The organism is Prevotella pallens (assembly GCF_900454935.1).
GTDB lineage: Bacteria > Bacteroidota > Bacteroidia > Bacteroidales > Bacteroidaceae > Prevotella > Prevotella pallens.
In genome coordinates this window covers 2165000-2181169 of the sequence record NZ_UGTP01000001.1, presented here as the reverse complement: position 1 = coordinate 2181169, position 16170 = coordinate 2165000, and the positions used below count along the sequence as shown (strand labels likewise).

General features: G+C 38.2%; 13 protein-coding genes. 9 read left to right on the top strand and 4 right to left on the bottom strand.

Features of this window, described 5'->3' with window-relative positions; translation table 11 throughout:
* Positions 1-126: 126 nt before the first annotated feature.
* The 3 genes from DX009_RS09010 to DX009_RS08995 all read right to left on the bottom strand — a co-directional run bounded on the left by DX009_RS09010 (position 127) and on the right by DX009_RS08995 (position 5999).
* Positions 127-1134: a 2-oxoacid:ferredoxin oxidoreductase subunit beta gene (locus tag DX009_RS09010; protein ID WP_115083857.1), complete on the bottom strand. Its 1008-nt coding sequence runs from the start codon at positions 1132-1134 to the stop codon at positions 127-129.
* Between the two features lie 17 nt (positions 1135-1151).
* Positions 1152-3050, bottom strand: a complete 1899-nt coding sequence (locus DX009_RS09005; protein ID WP_115083746.1) for a 2-oxoacid:acceptor oxidoreductase subunit alpha — start codon at positions 3048-3050, stop codon at positions 1152-1154.
* A 1014-nt stretch (positions 3051-4064) separates the two neighbouring features.
* Positions 4065-5999 carry a leucine-rich repeat domain-containing protein gene (locus DX009_RS08995; RefSeq protein WP_115083744.1) on the bottom strand — a complete coding sequence of 645 codons (1935 nt, stop codon included), beginning with the start codon at positions 5997-5999 and terminating at the stop codon, positions 4065-4067.
* 408 nt (positions 6000-6407) lie between these two features.
* On the opposite strand from DX009_RS08995, the gene dusB reads away from it, so the two are divergent.
* The 7 genes from dusB (at position 6408) to DX009_RS08960 (ending at position 11160) form a co-directional block, all read left to right on the top strand.
* Positions 6408-7379, top strand: a complete 972-nt coding sequence (dusB, locus tag DX009_RS08990; RefSeq protein WP_115083743.1) for a tRNA dihydrouridine synthase DusB — start codon at positions 6408-6410, stop codon at positions 7377-7379.
* Positions 7380-7505: 126 nt separating this feature from the next.
* Positions 7506-8540 (top strand): Holliday junction branch migration DNA helicase RuvB, encoded by a 1035-nt coding sequence (gene ruvB, locus DX009_RS08985; RefSeq protein ID WP_006044143.1) that lies wholly within the window; start codon positions 7506-7508, stop codon positions 8538-8540.
* Between the two features lie 166 nt (positions 8541-8706).
* Entirely contained in the window at positions 8707-9180 is a 474-nt protein-coding gene (locus DX009_RS08980; RefSeq protein WP_006044144.1) for a DUF4252 domain-containing protein, read from the top strand.
* 10 nt (positions 9181-9190) lie between these two features.
* Positions 9191-9682: a DUF4252 domain-containing protein gene (locus DX009_RS08975; RefSeq protein ID WP_006044145.1), complete on the top strand. Its 492-nt coding sequence runs from the start codon at positions 9191-9193 to the stop codon at positions 9680-9682.
* A 32-nt stretch (positions 9683-9714) separates the two neighbouring features.
* Positions 9715-10218 (top strand): RNA polymerase sigma factor, encoded by a 504-nt coding sequence (locus DX009_RS08970; RefSeq protein WP_115083742.1) that lies wholly within the window; start codon positions 9715-9717, stop codon positions 10216-10218.
* Entirely contained in the window at positions 10215-10709 is a 495-nt protein-coding gene (locus DX009_RS08965) for a hypothetical protein (protein WP_245944620.1), read from the top strand. Before DX009_RS08970 ends, DX009_RS08965 begins: the two co-directional genes overlap by 4 nt.
* Position 10710: 1 nt before the next feature.
* The gene (locus DX009_RS08960; protein ID WP_006044148.1) at positions 10711-11160 is read left to right on the top strand and encodes a DUF4252 domain-containing protein; all 450 of its coding nucleotides are present in this window, start codon (positions 10711-10713) and stop codon (positions 11158-11160) included.
* 290 nt (positions 11161-11450) lie between these two features.
* On the opposite strand, the gene DX009_RS08955 is transcribed toward DX009_RS08960, so the two are convergent.
* Positions 11451-14156 (bottom strand): calcium-translocating P-type ATPase, PMCA-type, encoded by a 2706-nt coding sequence (locus DX009_RS08955; protein WP_115083741.1) that lies wholly within the window; start codon positions 14154-14156, stop codon positions 11451-11453.
* Positions 14157-14431: 275 nt separating this feature from the next.
* Between DX009_RS08955 and rimP the strand changes: the two genes are divergently transcribed.
* The gene (rimP, locus tag DX009_RS08950; protein WP_115083740.1) at positions 14432-14899 is read left to right on the top strand and encodes a ribosome assembly cofactor RimP; all 468 of its coding nucleotides are present in this window, start codon (positions 14432-14434) and stop codon (positions 14897-14899) included.
* A 4-nt stretch (positions 14900-14903) separates the two neighbouring features.
* Positions 14904-16166, top strand: coding sequence for a transcription termination factor NusA (nusA, locus tag DX009_RS08945; RefSeq protein ID WP_006044151.1), 1263 nt, complete (start codon positions 14904-14906; stop codon positions 16164-16166).
* Positions 16167-16170 lie beyond the last annotated feature (4 nt).

Genomic DNA, 16170 nt, shown 5'->3' with positions numbered 1-16170 from the left:
TGTTGCAATTGTGTTGAATATGAATTGCAAATAGGGTTATAAGCATATATAGTTATGTAAGTAGTAATGCAAAATTCTGTCTAAATGAACAATGTATTAAATACTTCTATAGCTTAACATCTATTTTTACTTAACTTCCCAAATGTCGTTAGTTTCGAGTAGCTCTGCAAAATTATGGTAAGGCTTCTTTGCTTTTACCTCTTCTATTTGCTCCCAAACAGCATCATCGTAAGTTGGAGCCTCAACATCGCGAATTATTCCCAATGCTATTGGAAATCCTTCTTTCGTGTCCATCATAGCTAACTTCAGTTGTAGCGTATCATCTTCGCAGTGGGCATCGTGTACAAGTATATTATCTATAGTGTACCCGTCCTCTCCTAACTTAACAATTTTCAAACCGAAGCCTTCCTGAACCAGTCCAAATTCATTGTCTGCACCGAAGACTAATGGCTTGCCATGCTCTAAATAGATAGCATTTGTTTTGCGTCCTTCTTTATTATATACGGCATCATGACAACCTTCGTTAAAGATAACACAGTTCTGAAGTATCTCGCAAACTGCTGCACCTTTATGTTGCTTGGCTGCTTTTAGTACAGCAATAGTTCCTTGTGCATCTGTAGCAACAGTACGTGCGAAGAATTTTCCACGTGCGCCAAAGCAAAGCTCAGCAGGACGGAATGGGTCTTCTACTGTGCCATAAGGACTTGATTTTGAAACGAAACCACGTGGACTAGTAGGCGAATACTGTCCTTTTGTTAAACCATAGATACGGTTATTGAGAAGAATTATGTTAATATCGATGTTTCTTCTCATTGTATGAATGAAATGATTACCACCGATTGCTAATCCATCGCCATCTCCAGAAACCTGCCATACAGTTAATTTTGGGTTTGCAACCTTTAGTCCTGTTGCTATTGCAGCAGCACGACCATGAATAGTTTGCATAGCATAGGTGCTTACATAGTAAGGAAGACGACTTGAGCAACCAATTCCAGAGATTACTGCAGTTTCGTATGGAGGTACTCCTAACTCTGCCATTGCTTTGTGTAAACTGGATAAAAAGAAATGGTCTCCACAACCAGGGCACCATCTTGGCTGTCCTTTTTTAAAATCTTTATCTGTATATTGACTCATTTTATTTCTCTCCTTAATTATTGTAAGATCCTTGAATAGAATGTTCCACACTCATATTTAGGTGTTGGAAGTGTTAATAATCGCTCGAATCCCTGTACAAGCTCTTGCACAACAAATGGTTGTCCTTTCACTTGATTATACTGATATGGAGCAAAATTGTTTATACGAATGCGTAGTAAAGCTGCGAGCTGACCAAGGTTTTGTTCCGCAACAACAACTTTCTTATAGCGTGATAATACTTCTGGAGTATTCTTTGGTAGTGGGTTTACGTTTCTAAATTGTGCCAATGCTATTTTGTATCCTTTTGCACGGAGTTCTTGCATTGCTGAATAGAGGTGCCCATAGGTACTGCCGAAACCAACAATGAGTAAGTCTGCATCGTCTTTGTCGCCCTGAACTTCTAAATCGGGCACTGGAATGCGAGCAACTTTATCGAATCTTAGTTTATCCATGCGGTTATGATTTTCGGCATCTGTAGAAATAGCACCTGTCTTTCCATCTTTCTCTAATCCACCAAGAATATGCTCATATCCTTCCATGCCTGGTACAGCCCAATAGCGTACATTGCTATATTCGTCGCGTTTGTAAGGCGTATATTTATAGCGTTGTGCTTCTGTTGCATAGTGCGGACGTATCTCTGGTAAGTCTTCCATATTTGGTAATTTCCACGCCGATGAGCCATTTGCTATGAAAGCATCTGTCAGTAATACGACTGGTGTCATGTGTTCGAGAGCCATTTTGCAGGCTTCAAAAGCTGCACTAAAACAGTCTGTAGGACTTGTTGCAGCTATTACTGGCATTGGGCTTTCTCCGTTTCTACCATACAGCACTTGCAGTAGGTCGGTTTGTTCGCTCTTTGTTGGTAGACCGGTTGATGGACCTCCTCGTTGTACATCAATAATAACGAGAGGTAATTCATCAATAACAGCAAGGTTGAGCGCTTCACTCTTCAAACAGATACCTGGGCCTGATGTTGATGTTGCAGCTAAAGCACCTGCGAATGCTGCACCAATAGATGAGGCTGCCGCTGAGATTTCGTCTTCGCATTGTACAGTAACAACCCCCATAGACTTATGTTTTGCCAGTTCATGAAGGATATCTGTGGCTGGAGTAATAGGATAAGAACCTAAGAAAAGTGTCAGACCAGCTTTTTCTGCAGCTGCCATTAAGCCGTATGCTGTTGCTTTATTACCTGTGATGTCCATGTATCGTCCTGGTACCTTCTCTTTTGTTTCAATACGATAGGTGTTAGGCACTGATGCATGAATGTTGTGTCCATAGTCGTAACCAGCAGCAACTACTTTAATATTGGCTTCTGCAATAGCCAACTTCTTTTTAAATTTGTCTAACAAGAAGTTGTTTACTAGTTCCAAATCGCGATTGAATAGCCAGCAAACTAAACCAAGTGCAAACATATTACGGCACTTAAGCATAGATTTATTGTCCATGCCTGTATCGGCAAGACAGTCTTTCACCATCTTTGTAATAGGACAAGCCACTACACGATCTGGGTCTATACCCATTTCTTTTAGATAATCATCTGTCGAAAATTCTGCTTTCCTTAAGTCGCGTGGACTAAATGAATCGGTGTCGATAATAATTGTTCCTTGCGGCTTGCAGTTTTTATACTGCGTTTTAAGTGCGGCTGCATTCATTGCCACCAGTACATCGCATTTGTCTCCAGGCGTATAAACTTTACCCGCACCAATTTGGACTCTGTATCCACTTACACCATTAAGCGAGCCTTGCGGGGCACGAATGTCAGCAGGATAGTCTGGGAAAGTAGAAATTCCGTTACCTACAGTAGCAGAAACATTTGAAAAGATGTTTCCAGCTAACTGCATTCCATCACCCGAGTCTCCGGAAAATAACACTACAACGTGTTCAAGCTCCTTCACTTCGATCTGTTCTTCCATAGAATCTTCTCTTTGTTTTAGTTATGGTTAGATTTCGGTGTAAAGGTCTATATAATAATTGAATTAACAAAATATTTTCTGATAAAAAAACGAACGAAAAATAGTATGTCGGGAAGTAGAAATTCACATTATGCTTAGTGTTTTTATATTAATACTTTTATTATAACATTAAAAAAGAATTTATAGGTGCATAATGTTCTTAATGCGATTGATTTATGTCAATTTTATAAGTTGCATTTTTTATGTTTATAAGTCTAGAATTTCATAAATTTTGAAGACAAGGGCACTTATAGTCTTCTAATAATGCAAATAGGATAAATATAGAGGAAAAGATTTTGTTGATTATTCTGTTTTAGTCAATTGACTTTGAAATAGTATTTTTTAGAGTGAAAAGTTATTGTAGACTCTGTAGAAATTAGGCGAGAAAAGTATAATCTGTGTTTATTGTTTATTTACCTATTAGGTAGAGTATATAAAATATGTAATAAAACTTAGTAAAATGTAGCTCTTTTGTTTCAGTCGTCTCTTACGTTCGTTTCAGATATCTGTCAGTATCGTTTCAGATATCTGTCAGTATCAAATTAGACGTCATAACAATTTAGAGCCTTTATGTTCTTATATTATAATAGCTGAGCGATATGTATTTAGCTGAAGATTACGCCTTTCCTTATTCTGCAATATTTTACTTTAGGTATTATTATAAGCTTCTGTTTTTCAATATTCTATTCCCTATGTGGTTGTATGTGGCTGGAATCTATTACAATAATCTTCTTTTCTACGCAGCCTTCTTTTTGTTTAAATGGCTCATTGTATACCAATACCTTGATATTTTTGCATCTTTTTTCGTGTATATTGTTTTTTGAGATGTTTAGTATATACGTACAAACAAACTGTCTACAGTTTTCCTCCAATGTAGTTGGTTATTCATTGAGAGAGTGTGTAGACAGTCTGTATATATATTAATAATGTATATAGCGTTTAGTCGATAAAGTCTCTATAAATAGATGTCTTTTATTAGCATCTTATTTTTATAACAGTATCGTTTTGCTTTATTATAATAAGGTGTCCTGTAGATAATGATATTTCTGCATTGCCATTAGCATCGGTCATACCAGTATAGAGAAATTTTCCCAAAACATCGTAAATCTGGTAATCTTTTTCGGGTTGCAATCCCATTATAACTATATTACCATTGTGTTGCACCACTTTCACAGCTTCTGTTTCTACATTCCGAATGCCATTATCTATATCGAATATGGCAGCAAGCACTCCATATTGCTGTATTTTAAATGTATTGGCTGTAACATCTTCACCATTAAGCATTATTTTAACCAGTTTATAGCCCTTTATTGGAGAGGTCTCTATTTTTACCTCTTTACCTTTCTCTATAGGAGTCCATTCTGGAATGTCTTTGCCATCAACCAATGTTTTAAACGAGCCTTGTGGGCTGTCTTCGAAGCGTAGCCGTACAGTGTTACACCCAGTACCATTGCCATCAACATTAGTAGTCCAGTTCTTTCCTTCTAAAAGTGTATTATCGCAAGTAGACGAACCTGTATTACCTTTTATTTGTAGAGAGGCCTCGTCTTCTTTTTGCGCTTTTTGCAATGTAAATAGAATGTCGTTAATAGCACAAGCATCAAGTTGATTGTTGTCTAAGTCGAGCTTACGAAGCAGAGTATTCTTTGAAAGGTCTATGTTTGTGAGTTGATTACCCGACAAGTCAAGGAACTTTAGCTTAGGAAACTTTGTTACATCTATTTCTTTCATACCACAACTCTCCATATCAATCCACTTTAGAGCAGGCTTATTGCTTAAGTCTGGAAAAGTTGTATAGTTGTTGTTTCCTGCTGTTAAGTTTTCAAGTTTTGGGTTATTGCTGAGGTCCAATTCTGTTAACCCCATACCAGCACACGCCAGCACTTCGAGGCTATGATTTTGTTTGATATCTAATGTCCCCACATTATTATAACTACCGTAGAATTCTTTTAGACTTTTAAGTTTGCTAAGGTCGATAGTAGTCAAACGATTGTCGGTGATGGCAAGTTCGCGCAGTTTAGGAAGTTGAGACAAATCTAGCTCTGTAATCTTGTTCATCATAAGGTCGAGCACCTCCAAATTATCGTTCTTCCCTAACTCACAAGTTACTAATTTACCAGCTTGTGCCTTGAAAGCAATTACATCTGCATATACTTTAATAACATCGTTAGGCTCCACTTCCAACTGAATAGAATTTGTTACATTCTTATTCAGCGTGTAATCGTTCTTTTGCCCGTTATGCTCTATTTGAATACTCTGGTTATCATTAACACCTTGTAGTTCTAAATACAAATACATAGGTTTCGGTTCGTCATCTTCATCGTATTCAATCTTCGCACTCGGATCTACCTTTAAGGTGAAGTTTGGCTTATTCATAGGCGTTTCTGCTCCAGGTTCAGGGTCTCCGTTCTTTACACAATAAACCATCGCTTTCCAACCAGGCATAGTTGTTGCGGCGTAGCAAGCAACCGACAGACCGCCATCTGTAGCAGTAGAACTTATTCTAATAGGTAACTTTTCAGGATTTTCCTTGATTATCTTAAGAGGGTCTTGCTTCGCCCAACCCCACAAGTAGTCTCCGCTATCCTCGTCTCTTTCGCACGAAAGCTCGATTAAACCGTTGTAAATGCGCAGCTCGTCGCCTTGTCCAAATTCTACATTCTCGAATATAACCGTGATATGTGAATCCGAATTCTTCGGTCTTAATCGTTGAAGCGTGTAAGCATAGTTGCCTCGCATACCCTTTTCTGGTCCGCCGTAGTCGTAAAACTCCATTGGCTTTCCTTGTTCAATCTCCTTTTCAAACCATGGTCCTTCACTTCCAGGTTGGAATATCCAGCCTGCACTTTGTCCGAATGTAGTTAGTATCCCTATCATTAAGAATACAAAAGATAAATAGATTTTCTTCATACTTGTAATGCTTTAGTTTGTTTAATTATAACTATTGATATTTCATATTGTTTGTTTGCATACTTAAAAGTATAGCAGAATGTTGCAAATGTACTGATTATTATGCAGACGTGCAAAAATAATGGTGCTTTTATTGTAATTGTGCGAATAACCGTTGTCGGTCTATTAGTGTTTTAATAGCTCGTTTATCCTTATATAATTAGAAGGAAACAGTTTAGGTAAAACCTTCGAATATCCATTATTAAATAAACCAAATGTTGTTATTTCTTCTTCTACGAGCTATCATCTTCGCTATAGATAATTAATATTGCGAATTAATATGCTTGAACATATTCAGTCAATATTAATAGTCTTTGTTAGTACGCTTTTAAAACTTGCAATTCGAATAAAAAGCACTACCTTTGCAGTATGAAAATAGGAACGATAGATTTTGGTGAACGTCCTTTATTTTTGGCACCAATGGAAGATGTAACCGATATAGGCTTTCGTAAGATGTGTAAACGCTTTGGCGCTGCAATGGTCTATACAGAGTTTGTGTCGGCAGATGCCATTATACGCAGTATAAAATCAACACTCAATAAGATTGTTATCGATGAAGATGAGCGCCCGGTGGGTATTCAGATATACGGGAAAGATGTAGATTCGATGGTTGAGGCAGCTAAAATAGTAGAGCGTGTAAACCCCGATGTAATCGACATAAATTTCGGTTGCCCAGTAAAGAAAGTAGCAAATAAAGGAGCAGGTTCTGGTATGTTGAGGAATATACCACTGTTGTTAGAGATAACACGCGAAGTTGTGAAGGCTGTACATACACCTGTTACAGTGAAAACACGTTTAGGGTGGGACGATAAGAACCTTGTTATAACAGAACTAGCCGAACAACTTCAAGACTGTGGCATACAGGCACTGACTATACATGGTCGTACCCGCGCACAAATGTATACAGGAGAAGCCGATTGGACACTTATTGGTGAAGTGAAAAACAACCCTCGTATACACATACCAATTATAGGAAATGGCGATGTAACCAGTGTTTCTGACGCCCAAGAGCATTTTAATAGTTATGGAGTAGATGCCATAATGATAGGCAGGGCTACTTTTGGCTGTCCGTGGCTGTTTAGTGAAACAGCTGAGGTAGGCGTAAACCAACTTACTTTGGACGATAAAATTGATGTGTTAGAGGAGATGTTGCGTATTAATGTAGATAAAATAGATGAGTATAGGGGTATACTACATACTCGCCGACATCTTGCAGCGTCGCCCATTTTTAAAGGTGTTCCCGACTTCAAACAAACGCGTATTGCAATGCTTAAAGCAAACAAAATGGACGAACTCATCGGTATATTAGAGATTTGTAGAGAACGTCTGAGAAACAGCTAAAATATATATTGCTCCGAAAAACAACTACTGTTTTATTTCTGAATCAAAGTTGTTTCTCGTTTTTAATGGCTATCTTTGCAAAAAATAAGTCTATTTATTTGTAATAAAGACAGACATAAAGAAAGTATGAATGAAGATTTCGATATAAGAGAGGAACGAATAACGACAGCCGAAAAGGAGTTTGAAAACGCCTTGCGACCACCAAAGTTCGATGACTTTAGTGGACAAAATAAGGTGGTAGAGAACCTCCACGTGTTTGTTGAAGCTGCCAAATACCGTGGCGAACCACTTGACCACACGTTGCTTCACGGCCCTCCCGGACTGGGGAAAACCACGTTGAGCAACATTATTGCTAATGAGCTGGGAGTGGGTTTTAAAATTACTTCGGGACCAGTTCTTGATAAACCTGGCGATTTGGCTGGTATTCTTACTTCTCTTGAGCCTAACGATGTGTTGTTTATTGATGAAATTCACCGTCTTTCGCCCGTTGTAGAAGAATATCTTTACTCTGCAATGGAGGATTACAGAATTGATATAATGATAGACAAAGGTCCATCGGCACGCTCCATTCAGATAGATTTAAATCCGTTTACACTTGTGGGAGCAACAACCCGCAGTGGACTACTTACAGCGCCTTTGCGAGCTCGTTTTGGCATTAATTTACACTTAGAGTATTACGACCCTGATACCTTGAGCCGCATTATAAAGCGTTCTGCACGTTTGCTGAAAGTACCAATTGACGACGATGCTGCAATAGAAATAGCTCGCCGTTCGCGTGGCACGCCTCGTATTTGTAATGCTCTGTTGCGTCGTGTGCGTGATTTCGCACAGGTAAAAGGTAATGGAACTATCGATCATACGATAGCAAAATCATCGTTGCAATCGTTGAATATCGATAAATATGGTCTCGATGAGATAGACAACAAGATACTTCTTACCATTATTGATAAGTTTCGCGGAGGTCCTGTTGGTGTTTCTACTATAGCAACTGCAATAGGCGAAGATGCTGGTACATTAGAAGAAGTCTACGAACCTTATCTAATTATGGAAGGTTTTATTAAACGAACCCCACGTGGACGTATGGCAACAGAGCTGGCTTACGAACATCTTGGTAAGTCGCTACGTGGCTCTACGGTAAGCGAACCATCACTATTTGAATAATGAAAGCCCAGCACATAAATACTGTGTCTGGGCTTTTAGTTTATTGGGCGATAGCTAAGAAAAAATAAAATAGTGTATAAAAAACTGTTTTCACTGCCACAAAAATGCAACAAATTACGTCTATACCAATACAAACATATTAGAAACTTTTTAAAAGAATACGATTATGAGAACAATTCTTATTTCATTTGCCCTTCTTGTGGTAAGTATGGTGTGTAAAGCACAGGATATAAATAGCATTTTCGATAAGTTTAAACATCGCGATAACGTAGTTTTCGTTGATGTCCCAAAGGAGTTAATATCGCTTGGATTAAAGAGCTCAGGAAATAAAGAAAGTGAAAAGTGGGCAAAAAAAATAGACCATCTGCGTATACTTACTCTCGAAGATGCTAATCGCTCTACTAAACGAGACTTTAAGAAAATGATAGAAACATTCAGCTGGAAAGACTATAATGATATTGTAAAGGTGAATGATAATGGAGAAAAGGTGCGAATAATGACTCAGGGAACAGATGAACTTATTAAACGTCTCATAATTTGCTCTTTCGATAAAGAAGATTGTGTTCTGGTTGTAATAGATGGAAGTATCTTGCCAAAAGACATAGATGGAATAGTAAACGATACTACTATAGGAAAGTGAAAGTAAGGTTATGAAACGACTGCTTGTTATCTTTTTTCTTATCATCAATTGTTGTGTGCTCAACGTAACTGCGCATACCGATGATGATGTAAATAGTTTGATGACAACTTTTAAGACCGTAAAGAATGCCGATTATCACCATATCGGGAGTTTGTTGTTTACACTTGCAAAGGTGGCAGTAAAAGGTGAGGATAGTTCTGGTTACGATGCTCTGAACTATATTAGTTCTATTAAAGTATTAGATTTGAGCAACTGTTCCGACAATGTGAAAAATAAGTTTTGGACTCGTGCAAAGCGTATAAACGACAATAGGTATCAGGAACTTGTAAGACAAAGTACAAAGGACGGTTTTACCGATATATTGGTACGAATGAAGGGTAGCGTAGTACGCGAACTTATAATTGTCTCTGCTGGTTCTAATGATGGCACTCTTGTTATGATAAGAGGTAAGATACCGTTAGATAAACTTAGCGATGTTATCGATAGCCAACACAAGAAGTAGACAAGATAAACACTCTCACGAAATAGTTATAAATGGAAGCCTCGCAGTTCAAAGCAATCTTCTTGCCATGTCATCGCAAACTTTATGTGGTGGCATGGCATCTTACTAGAAATAAAGAGGCTGCCGAAGACTTGATACAAGAAACCTTTCTGCGTTTGTGGACACGTCGCCATCTACTTACAGATATAGAAAATCCAGAGGCGTATAGCATTATGACGCTGCGTAGGATATTCTACGATGTGAAACGCATAAAGCATATTGAGGAAACCGAAAACGATGTAAGTGCTATGCAATATAGTGGGGAAACCAACGACCTGAACGATTGCATAGAAGCCAGAGACCAATGGCAACGTATAAGAGCTATGATACTCGCACTGCCAGATCCACAAGGAAGGGTGATGCTTATGCGCGATGTGGAGGGACGAACATACGAAGAAATAAGTGCTGAAACTGGACTCACGGAGGTTAATTTACGTTCTGTTTTGAGTAGGGCTCGAAAAAAGATAAGAGAAAAGATAAAGAATATAAAGCGATGATAGATAAGAAGGAAACAAAGAAATTATTAGAACGGTTTTACTGTGGATTAACCGATGAAACCGAAGAAAAACATCTTGCGGAGTACTTCTGTAGTAATGAAGTAGACGAGGAATTGCGCGAGGAAGCCAAAATGTTTCTTGCGCTGCAACAAAACATTGCCATCGAAGTTCCATTTGATTTAGAACACAAAATAGAACGACAAATAAACCAATGGAATATGGTAGAGCTTACGGCACGTAAAGAGATACGCAAGAGTGGTTTACGTTGGGTGGTAGGCATAGCTGCTAGTATATTGCTGTTACTGGGAGTAGGTATTTTTATCGATGAAACTGGAGAAAAACAGTTGTCGGACATAGAAAGAATGGATACATTTGATAACCCCGAAGATGCATACGCTACAGCAAACAAAGCACTCACAAAGTTCTCCGTATCGCTCAACAAAGGACTGGAAGCAATCAATAACGTAACAAAACAATCAACAGACAGATAAAATGAAGAAGATATTACTAATTTTACTATTCAGCTTCGCATTTAATTTTGTTTTTGCACAGCAAGCATTCTTCGACAGGTATAACGATAAGGAAGGTGTATCGACTATTTATATTTCGGCGACAATGTTGAAAATGATGGGGAACGTACAAGCAGGCAATAAAGATATAACGCGCATTGCAAAGCGGTTAGACCATATTCAGGTGTTGCATTGCGAACGTCCGTCGCTCGTTAACAGTATAAGAAATGCAGCTTTCGCTTATTATAAGCAAGCCAAATATATTGTTGTAATGAAAACGAAGAACAATGGTGATGATGTTACAATTTACGAAAAGAAATACAAGAACGGTAAAAACGAATATGTACTGCTGACAGTAGAACGTGGAGAGTTTACTATTGTAAACCTGTTAGGTCGTGTCTCGTTAGAAGAAATTCAAGCTATTGCGAAGTAATTCGTTTTCATTTTATTTCACAACTTTAAGGTCTTTCTAATTTATCAGTTTATGCCTTATAAAAAAACAGATATCAGTCCCGAATGTGATAGACATCTAAAACGAACGCGACAGACATCTAAAACGAACGTGACAGATATCTAAAACATACGTGATAGACGTCTAAAAAGAAAGTAGCATTTTATAGCCACTCCTTTGAGGTGCTAATAAGGCTGTGATTATACCGATGAAACCGTCCATATATTCATATTAGCATGTAGTCCATTTCTCTATTTTACTCAAGTAAACTCTTACGATTTCTTTTTAGCAGTAAGCCATCTGAAAATTTCGCCAAGTAGCAGTACCCCCGAAGAAGTTACAATAATAATTGTCCAATCAATAAGTTTTAATGGCGTTACATTAAACATCTGGCCACCTAATTCTACAATGAGAACTTGTCCAATGAGAATCATTAGCACAATAAGTCCAAAACCACGACACTCTTTAAAATGAAAAGCACTTTGGTTTGTTGCAAAAGCACGAGCATTAAACATATTCCAGAACTGCAACATTACAAACATAGTGAAGAATAGACTTAACTCGTAAGGAGTAAGTTCTTTATGATTACTGAGTTTGAAATGCAATAAGTCGGTCATTTGTGTAATATCCGAATATTCTAAAATATATAGGAAACCTAATAGAGAAAGAAAGAAAATTCCACCCAACGCAATAATACGTGTCCACATATTGCGTGTTATAATAAATGCGTTACGATTGCGTGGTGGGTTGTTCATAACCTGCTGTGATGGTGGCAAAGATGCCAGTGCCATTGCTGCAAAAGTATCCATAATAAGGTTTACCCACAACATTTGAGTAACTGTAAGCGGACTATGGGTGCCCATGAATGCACCAGCCAAAACAATGAGACAGGCTACAACATTTACAGTAAGTTGAAAAAGAATGAAACGCTGAATGTTTTGGTATAAGCTGCGTCCCCACATTACGGCACGACCAATAGAAAGGAAAGAATTGTCTATAATAGTAATGTCAGAAGCCTCTTTAGCAACACTTGTTCCGTCGCCCATAGATAATCCAACATGAGCAGCTTTTAATGCAGGAGCATCGTTCGTACCGTCGCCCGTAACAGCTACAATCTGATTGAGTGATTGCAAACTCTCTACCAAGCGTTTTTTGTCCATTGGTTTTGCACGTGCTATAATTTTTAGGTCGAACACACGCTGTTTCAGCTCTTCATCTGTAAGCACCTCGAATTCTGGTCCAGTGATAATGTTTTTATCGGTATCATTAGGGGTCCACAATCCCACTTGTTTTGCTATTTCTTTTGCAGTGCCAGGCGTATCGCCAGTTACAATCTTTACACTGATTCCTGCATCAATACATTCTTTAACAGCAGCAGGAACTTCCTTGCGTACTGGGTCTGAGATGGCAACAATACCTAAGAAACAACAATTTACGGCAATGTTCGTTTCGCCATTTATTATTTTAGGAATAACGCCAGGTGTCAACTTAACAGATGTAGTTTGTGGTAGTTCAAGATAAGCAAATCCTAAGGTGCGCATAGCCTGACTTTGCCATGTTTGCAGTTGTGTAAAAATTTCGGGCCACGACCTGTTATCATCTAGCGATGTGCAATATTGTTTAATAATATCGGTTGCACCTTTTATATATAAGATAGTTTTATTAGGGAGTAGGGTAGATCGAACCAGTGTAGCCATATACTTTCGGTCGGTAGAGAATGGAAGTTCGTCTACAATTTCAATATCATCGCGTATTTGCTGATAATCATATCCCTGATCGCGAAGCCACAAAAGTAAGGCCCCTTCAGTAGGGTTGCCCAAAGCAATAGGTTTTTCAGGATTGGAAAGGTCGAGCGATGCAGTAGAATTAACGGCAATGCCTTCTTTTAATAAGGCGTCGATAGTAACATCATCTCTATTGGCTTGCAAAGCGTAAACACGCATTTGATTTTGCGTGAGCGTACCAGTCTTATCGGTGCATATTACAGTTGTAGCCCCCATCGTTTCACATGCGTGTAACTTTCTTACAAGATTACTCGTTTGAAGCATTCTACGCATAGAGTAAGCCAAACTCAATGTAACCGCCATTGGTAGCCCTTCAGGAACAGCAACCACAATGAGTGTTACACAAATCATAATACTATCTAAGAGATACTGAATGAAATGTACCCAAGTAAAAGAATATTCGTTAAAGAACATTAGTACACGACCTGCTAAAATTAATACGCCCAAAGCATAGCTTGCCCATGTAATGAGTGTTCCAAGTTTGTTTAATTGCTCTGTTAGAGGAGTTTTAACACTATTGTCTATCTGTGCAGCAGTGAATACTTTACCATTTTCGGTAGCATCGCCTACAGCCGTAACACGAAAAATGCCATGACCTTCCATTACTTTCGTACCGCGCAAAACAAAATTAGAAGGGAAGGTTGCGTTGCTATCAAATTCTTCGTGCTTAGTGCTCTTTCTGCAAATAGGTTCACCAGTCAGTGAAGACTCATCTACACTTAATGCAACAGCTTTGAGAAGTTCTCCATCAGCAGGAATATTTTCTCCAGTATTGAGTAGAACGATATCGCCTACAACAATTTCTCGCTTAGGAACATTTGTTGTATTGCCATTTCTCATTACTTCTACAAGTTCGTCGTCGTCTACTTTATTGAGTATGGAGAAAGCTTTATTAGCCCTTTCTTCGAAAAAGAAAGCTAATCCGGTTGCAAGTAAGATAGCAATGAAAATGCCTACAGGCTCAAAAAACACCTGTGTCCCTTCGTTAAGACCAAAATATTCGTAACATGATATACCAACAGAGAAAACGCCCGCAATAAGAAGAATGACAATAAGAGGGTCGTTAAATTTCGCAATAAATTTTTTCCATATAGGAGTCTGTATTGGTGGAGTTAATACATTATCTCCGAATTTAGCTCTGTTTTCCTTAACCTCTTGTTCGCTCAGTCCTGAATAATGTTGTTTGTGTTCCATAAAAAATATCCAATGAGTTGCAAAGGTAATTAATTTATAATGAATACTATTCTGGTTTTGATAAGAAAGTACTTTGATATAAAGAAAAGTTATAAAATATTTGGTAGTCAGTATATTTATTGCTAACTTTGCACCGTTCAGAGGAATGAGGAGCTTTAAAGAGTTCCTCATTTTTCATATCTTTTAGTGAGATAGATTGTTTGTTTTTCAAAATCTATTTTAAGATTAAGATATGGTTTTAGAACCAGTGGACAACAAAGACACTTTAGACGTATATGATAGATAAAAACATTGTAAGACGGCTTGTAGACGAATGGTTGGAAGGTAAAGAATACTTTCTAGTTGATATTCAGATAAGTCCTGATAGTAAAGTTGTAGTTGAAATAGACCACGCTGATGGTGTATGGATAGAAGATTGCGTAGAGTTAAGTAAGTTTATAGAAGAAAATCTCTCACGTGATGAAGAAGATTACGAACTTGAAGTAGGCTCAGCTGGATTAGGGCAACCCTTCAAAGTACCACAACAATACATAAACTTTATAGGAAAAGAAGTTGAAGTGTTAGACCACGATGGGCGTAAAGTGAGTGGGGTTTTAAAAAGTGTTGATGGAAATAAGTTTGTTGTTTCGGTCAATGAGAAAGTACACGTGGAAGGTAAGAAACGTCCAGTAAAGATGGATGTAGACCATGAGTACGATATGAATGAAGTAAAATACACAAAATATCTAATTAGTTTCAAGTAGAACTATGGCAGCAAGAAAAGAAGAAGAACGTCCGAATATGATTGAGACCTTCAAAGAATTTAAGGATACGAAGAGCATCGATCGTACTACATTAGTAAGCGTTTTGGAAGAGAGCTTCCGTAACGTAATTGCTAAGAAATATGGATCAGACGAAAACTTTGATGTTATTGTAAACCCAGATAAAGGAGATTTAGAAATATATCGAAACCGCGTTGTTGTGGCAGACGGTGAGGTGCAAGACGAGAATAAAGAAATTAGTTTGACTGACGCACAGAAGATAGAACCGGACTACGAAGTTGGGGAAGATGTTTCTGAACCCGTGAACTTTGCCAAGTTTGGTCGTCGGGCAATTCTAAACCTTCGTCAAACATTAGCTTCGAAAGTATTAGAGTTAGAGCACGACTCTTTATACAATAAATATAAAGACCGCGTTGGGCAAATAATTTCGGGAGAAGTATATCAGGTTTGGAAACGAGAAGTGTTACTTGTAGATGAGGAGAATAATGAGTTAATTCTTCCTAAAGGTGAACAAATTCCGCGCGACCAATATCGTAAGGGCGAAACTATACGTGCTGTGATTTTGCGCGTTGATAACGATAATAATAATCCGAAAATAATCCTTTCGCGTACCGCACCAACTTTCTTGGAACGTTTGCTCGAAGCAGAAGTTCCAGAAATAGAAGATGGATTGATTAGTATAAAAGGTATAGCACGTATGCCTGGTGAACGCGCAAAAATAGCTGTAGAAAGCTACGATGACCGTATTGATCCTGTTGGAGCTTGCGTAGGTGTACGTGGTAGTCGTGTTCATGGCATTGTGCGTGAACTTTGCAACGAGAACATTGATGTTATAAATTGGACAGCTAATACAAAACTATTTGTACAACGTGCTTTGTCTCCTGCTAAGGTAAGTAGCCTTACTATCGATGAAGAAGAGAAAAAGGCAGAAGTGTTCTTACAGCCTGAAGAGGTTAGCTTAGCAATCGGACGTAGTGGTATGAATATAAAGTTAGCGAGTATGCTGACAGGTTATACTATTGATGTCTTCCGTGAACTTGATGAACAAACAGCAGAAGAAGATATCTACCTCGATGAGTTCTCAGATGAAATAGATAAATGGGTAATTGATGCTATAAAGTCTATAGGTCTTGATACGGCTCGTCAGGTATTGAATGCTCCTCGTGAAATGCTGATTGAAAAGGCAGACCTCGAAGAAGAGACTGTTGATAACATTTTGAATATCCTCAGAGCGGAGTTTGAAAGTTAGGTGT

What these genes read in the sequence shown, in the direction of transcription:
- DX009_RS09005 (WP_115083746.1), bottom strand. Translation starts at nt 3,050, where the DNA reads ATGGAAGAACAGATCGAAGTGAAGGAGCTTGAACACGTTGTAGTGTTA.
- rimP (WP_115083740.1), top strand. Translation starts at nt 14,432, where the DNA reads ATGATAGATAAAAACATTGTAAGACGGCTTGTAGACGAATGGTTGGAA.
- DX009_RS08995 (WP_115083744.1), bottom strand. Translation starts at nt 5,999, where the DNA reads ATGAAGAAAATCTATTTATCTTTTGTATTCTTAATGATAGGGATACTA.
- DX009_RS08965 (WP_245944620.1), top strand. Translation starts at nt 10,215, where the DNA reads ATGATAGATAAGAAGGAAACAAAGAAATTATTAGAACGGTTTTACTGT.
- DX009_RS08980 (WP_006044144.1), top strand. Translation starts at nt 8,707, where the DNA reads ATGAGAACAATTCTTATTTCATTTGCCCTTCTTGTGGTAAGTATGGTG.
- dusB (WP_115083743.1), top strand. Translation starts at nt 6,408, where the DNA reads ATGAAAATAGGAACGATAGATTTTGGTGAACGTCCTTTATTTTTGGCA.
- DX009_RS08955 (WP_115083741.1), bottom strand. Translation starts at nt 14,156, where the DNA reads ATGGAACACAAACAACATTATTCAGGACTGAGCGAACAAGAGGTTAAG.
- DX009_RS08970 (WP_115083742.1), top strand. Translation starts at nt 9,715, where the DNA reads ATGGAAGCCTCGCAGTTCAAAGCAATCTTCTTGCCATGTCATCGCAAA.
- DX009_RS08975 (WP_006044145.1), top strand. Translation starts at nt 9,191, where the DNA reads ATGAAACGACTGCTTGTTATCTTTTTTCTTATCATCAATTGTTGTGTG.
- ruvB (WP_006044143.1), top strand. Translation starts at nt 7,506, where the DNA reads ATGAATGAAGATTTCGATATAAGAGAGGAACGAATAACGACAGCCGAA.
- nusA (WP_006044151.1), top strand. Translation starts at nt 14,904, where the DNA reads ATGGCAGCAAGAAAAGAAGAAGAACGTCCGAATATGATTGAGACCTTC.
- DX009_RS09010 (WP_115083857.1), bottom strand. Translation starts at nt 1,134, where the DNA reads ATGAGTCAATATACAGATAAAGATTTTAAAAAAGGACAGCCAAGATGG.
- DX009_RS08960 (WP_006044148.1), top strand. Translation starts at nt 10,711, where the DNA reads ATGAAGAAGATATTACTAATTTTACTATTCAGCTTCGCATTTAATTTT.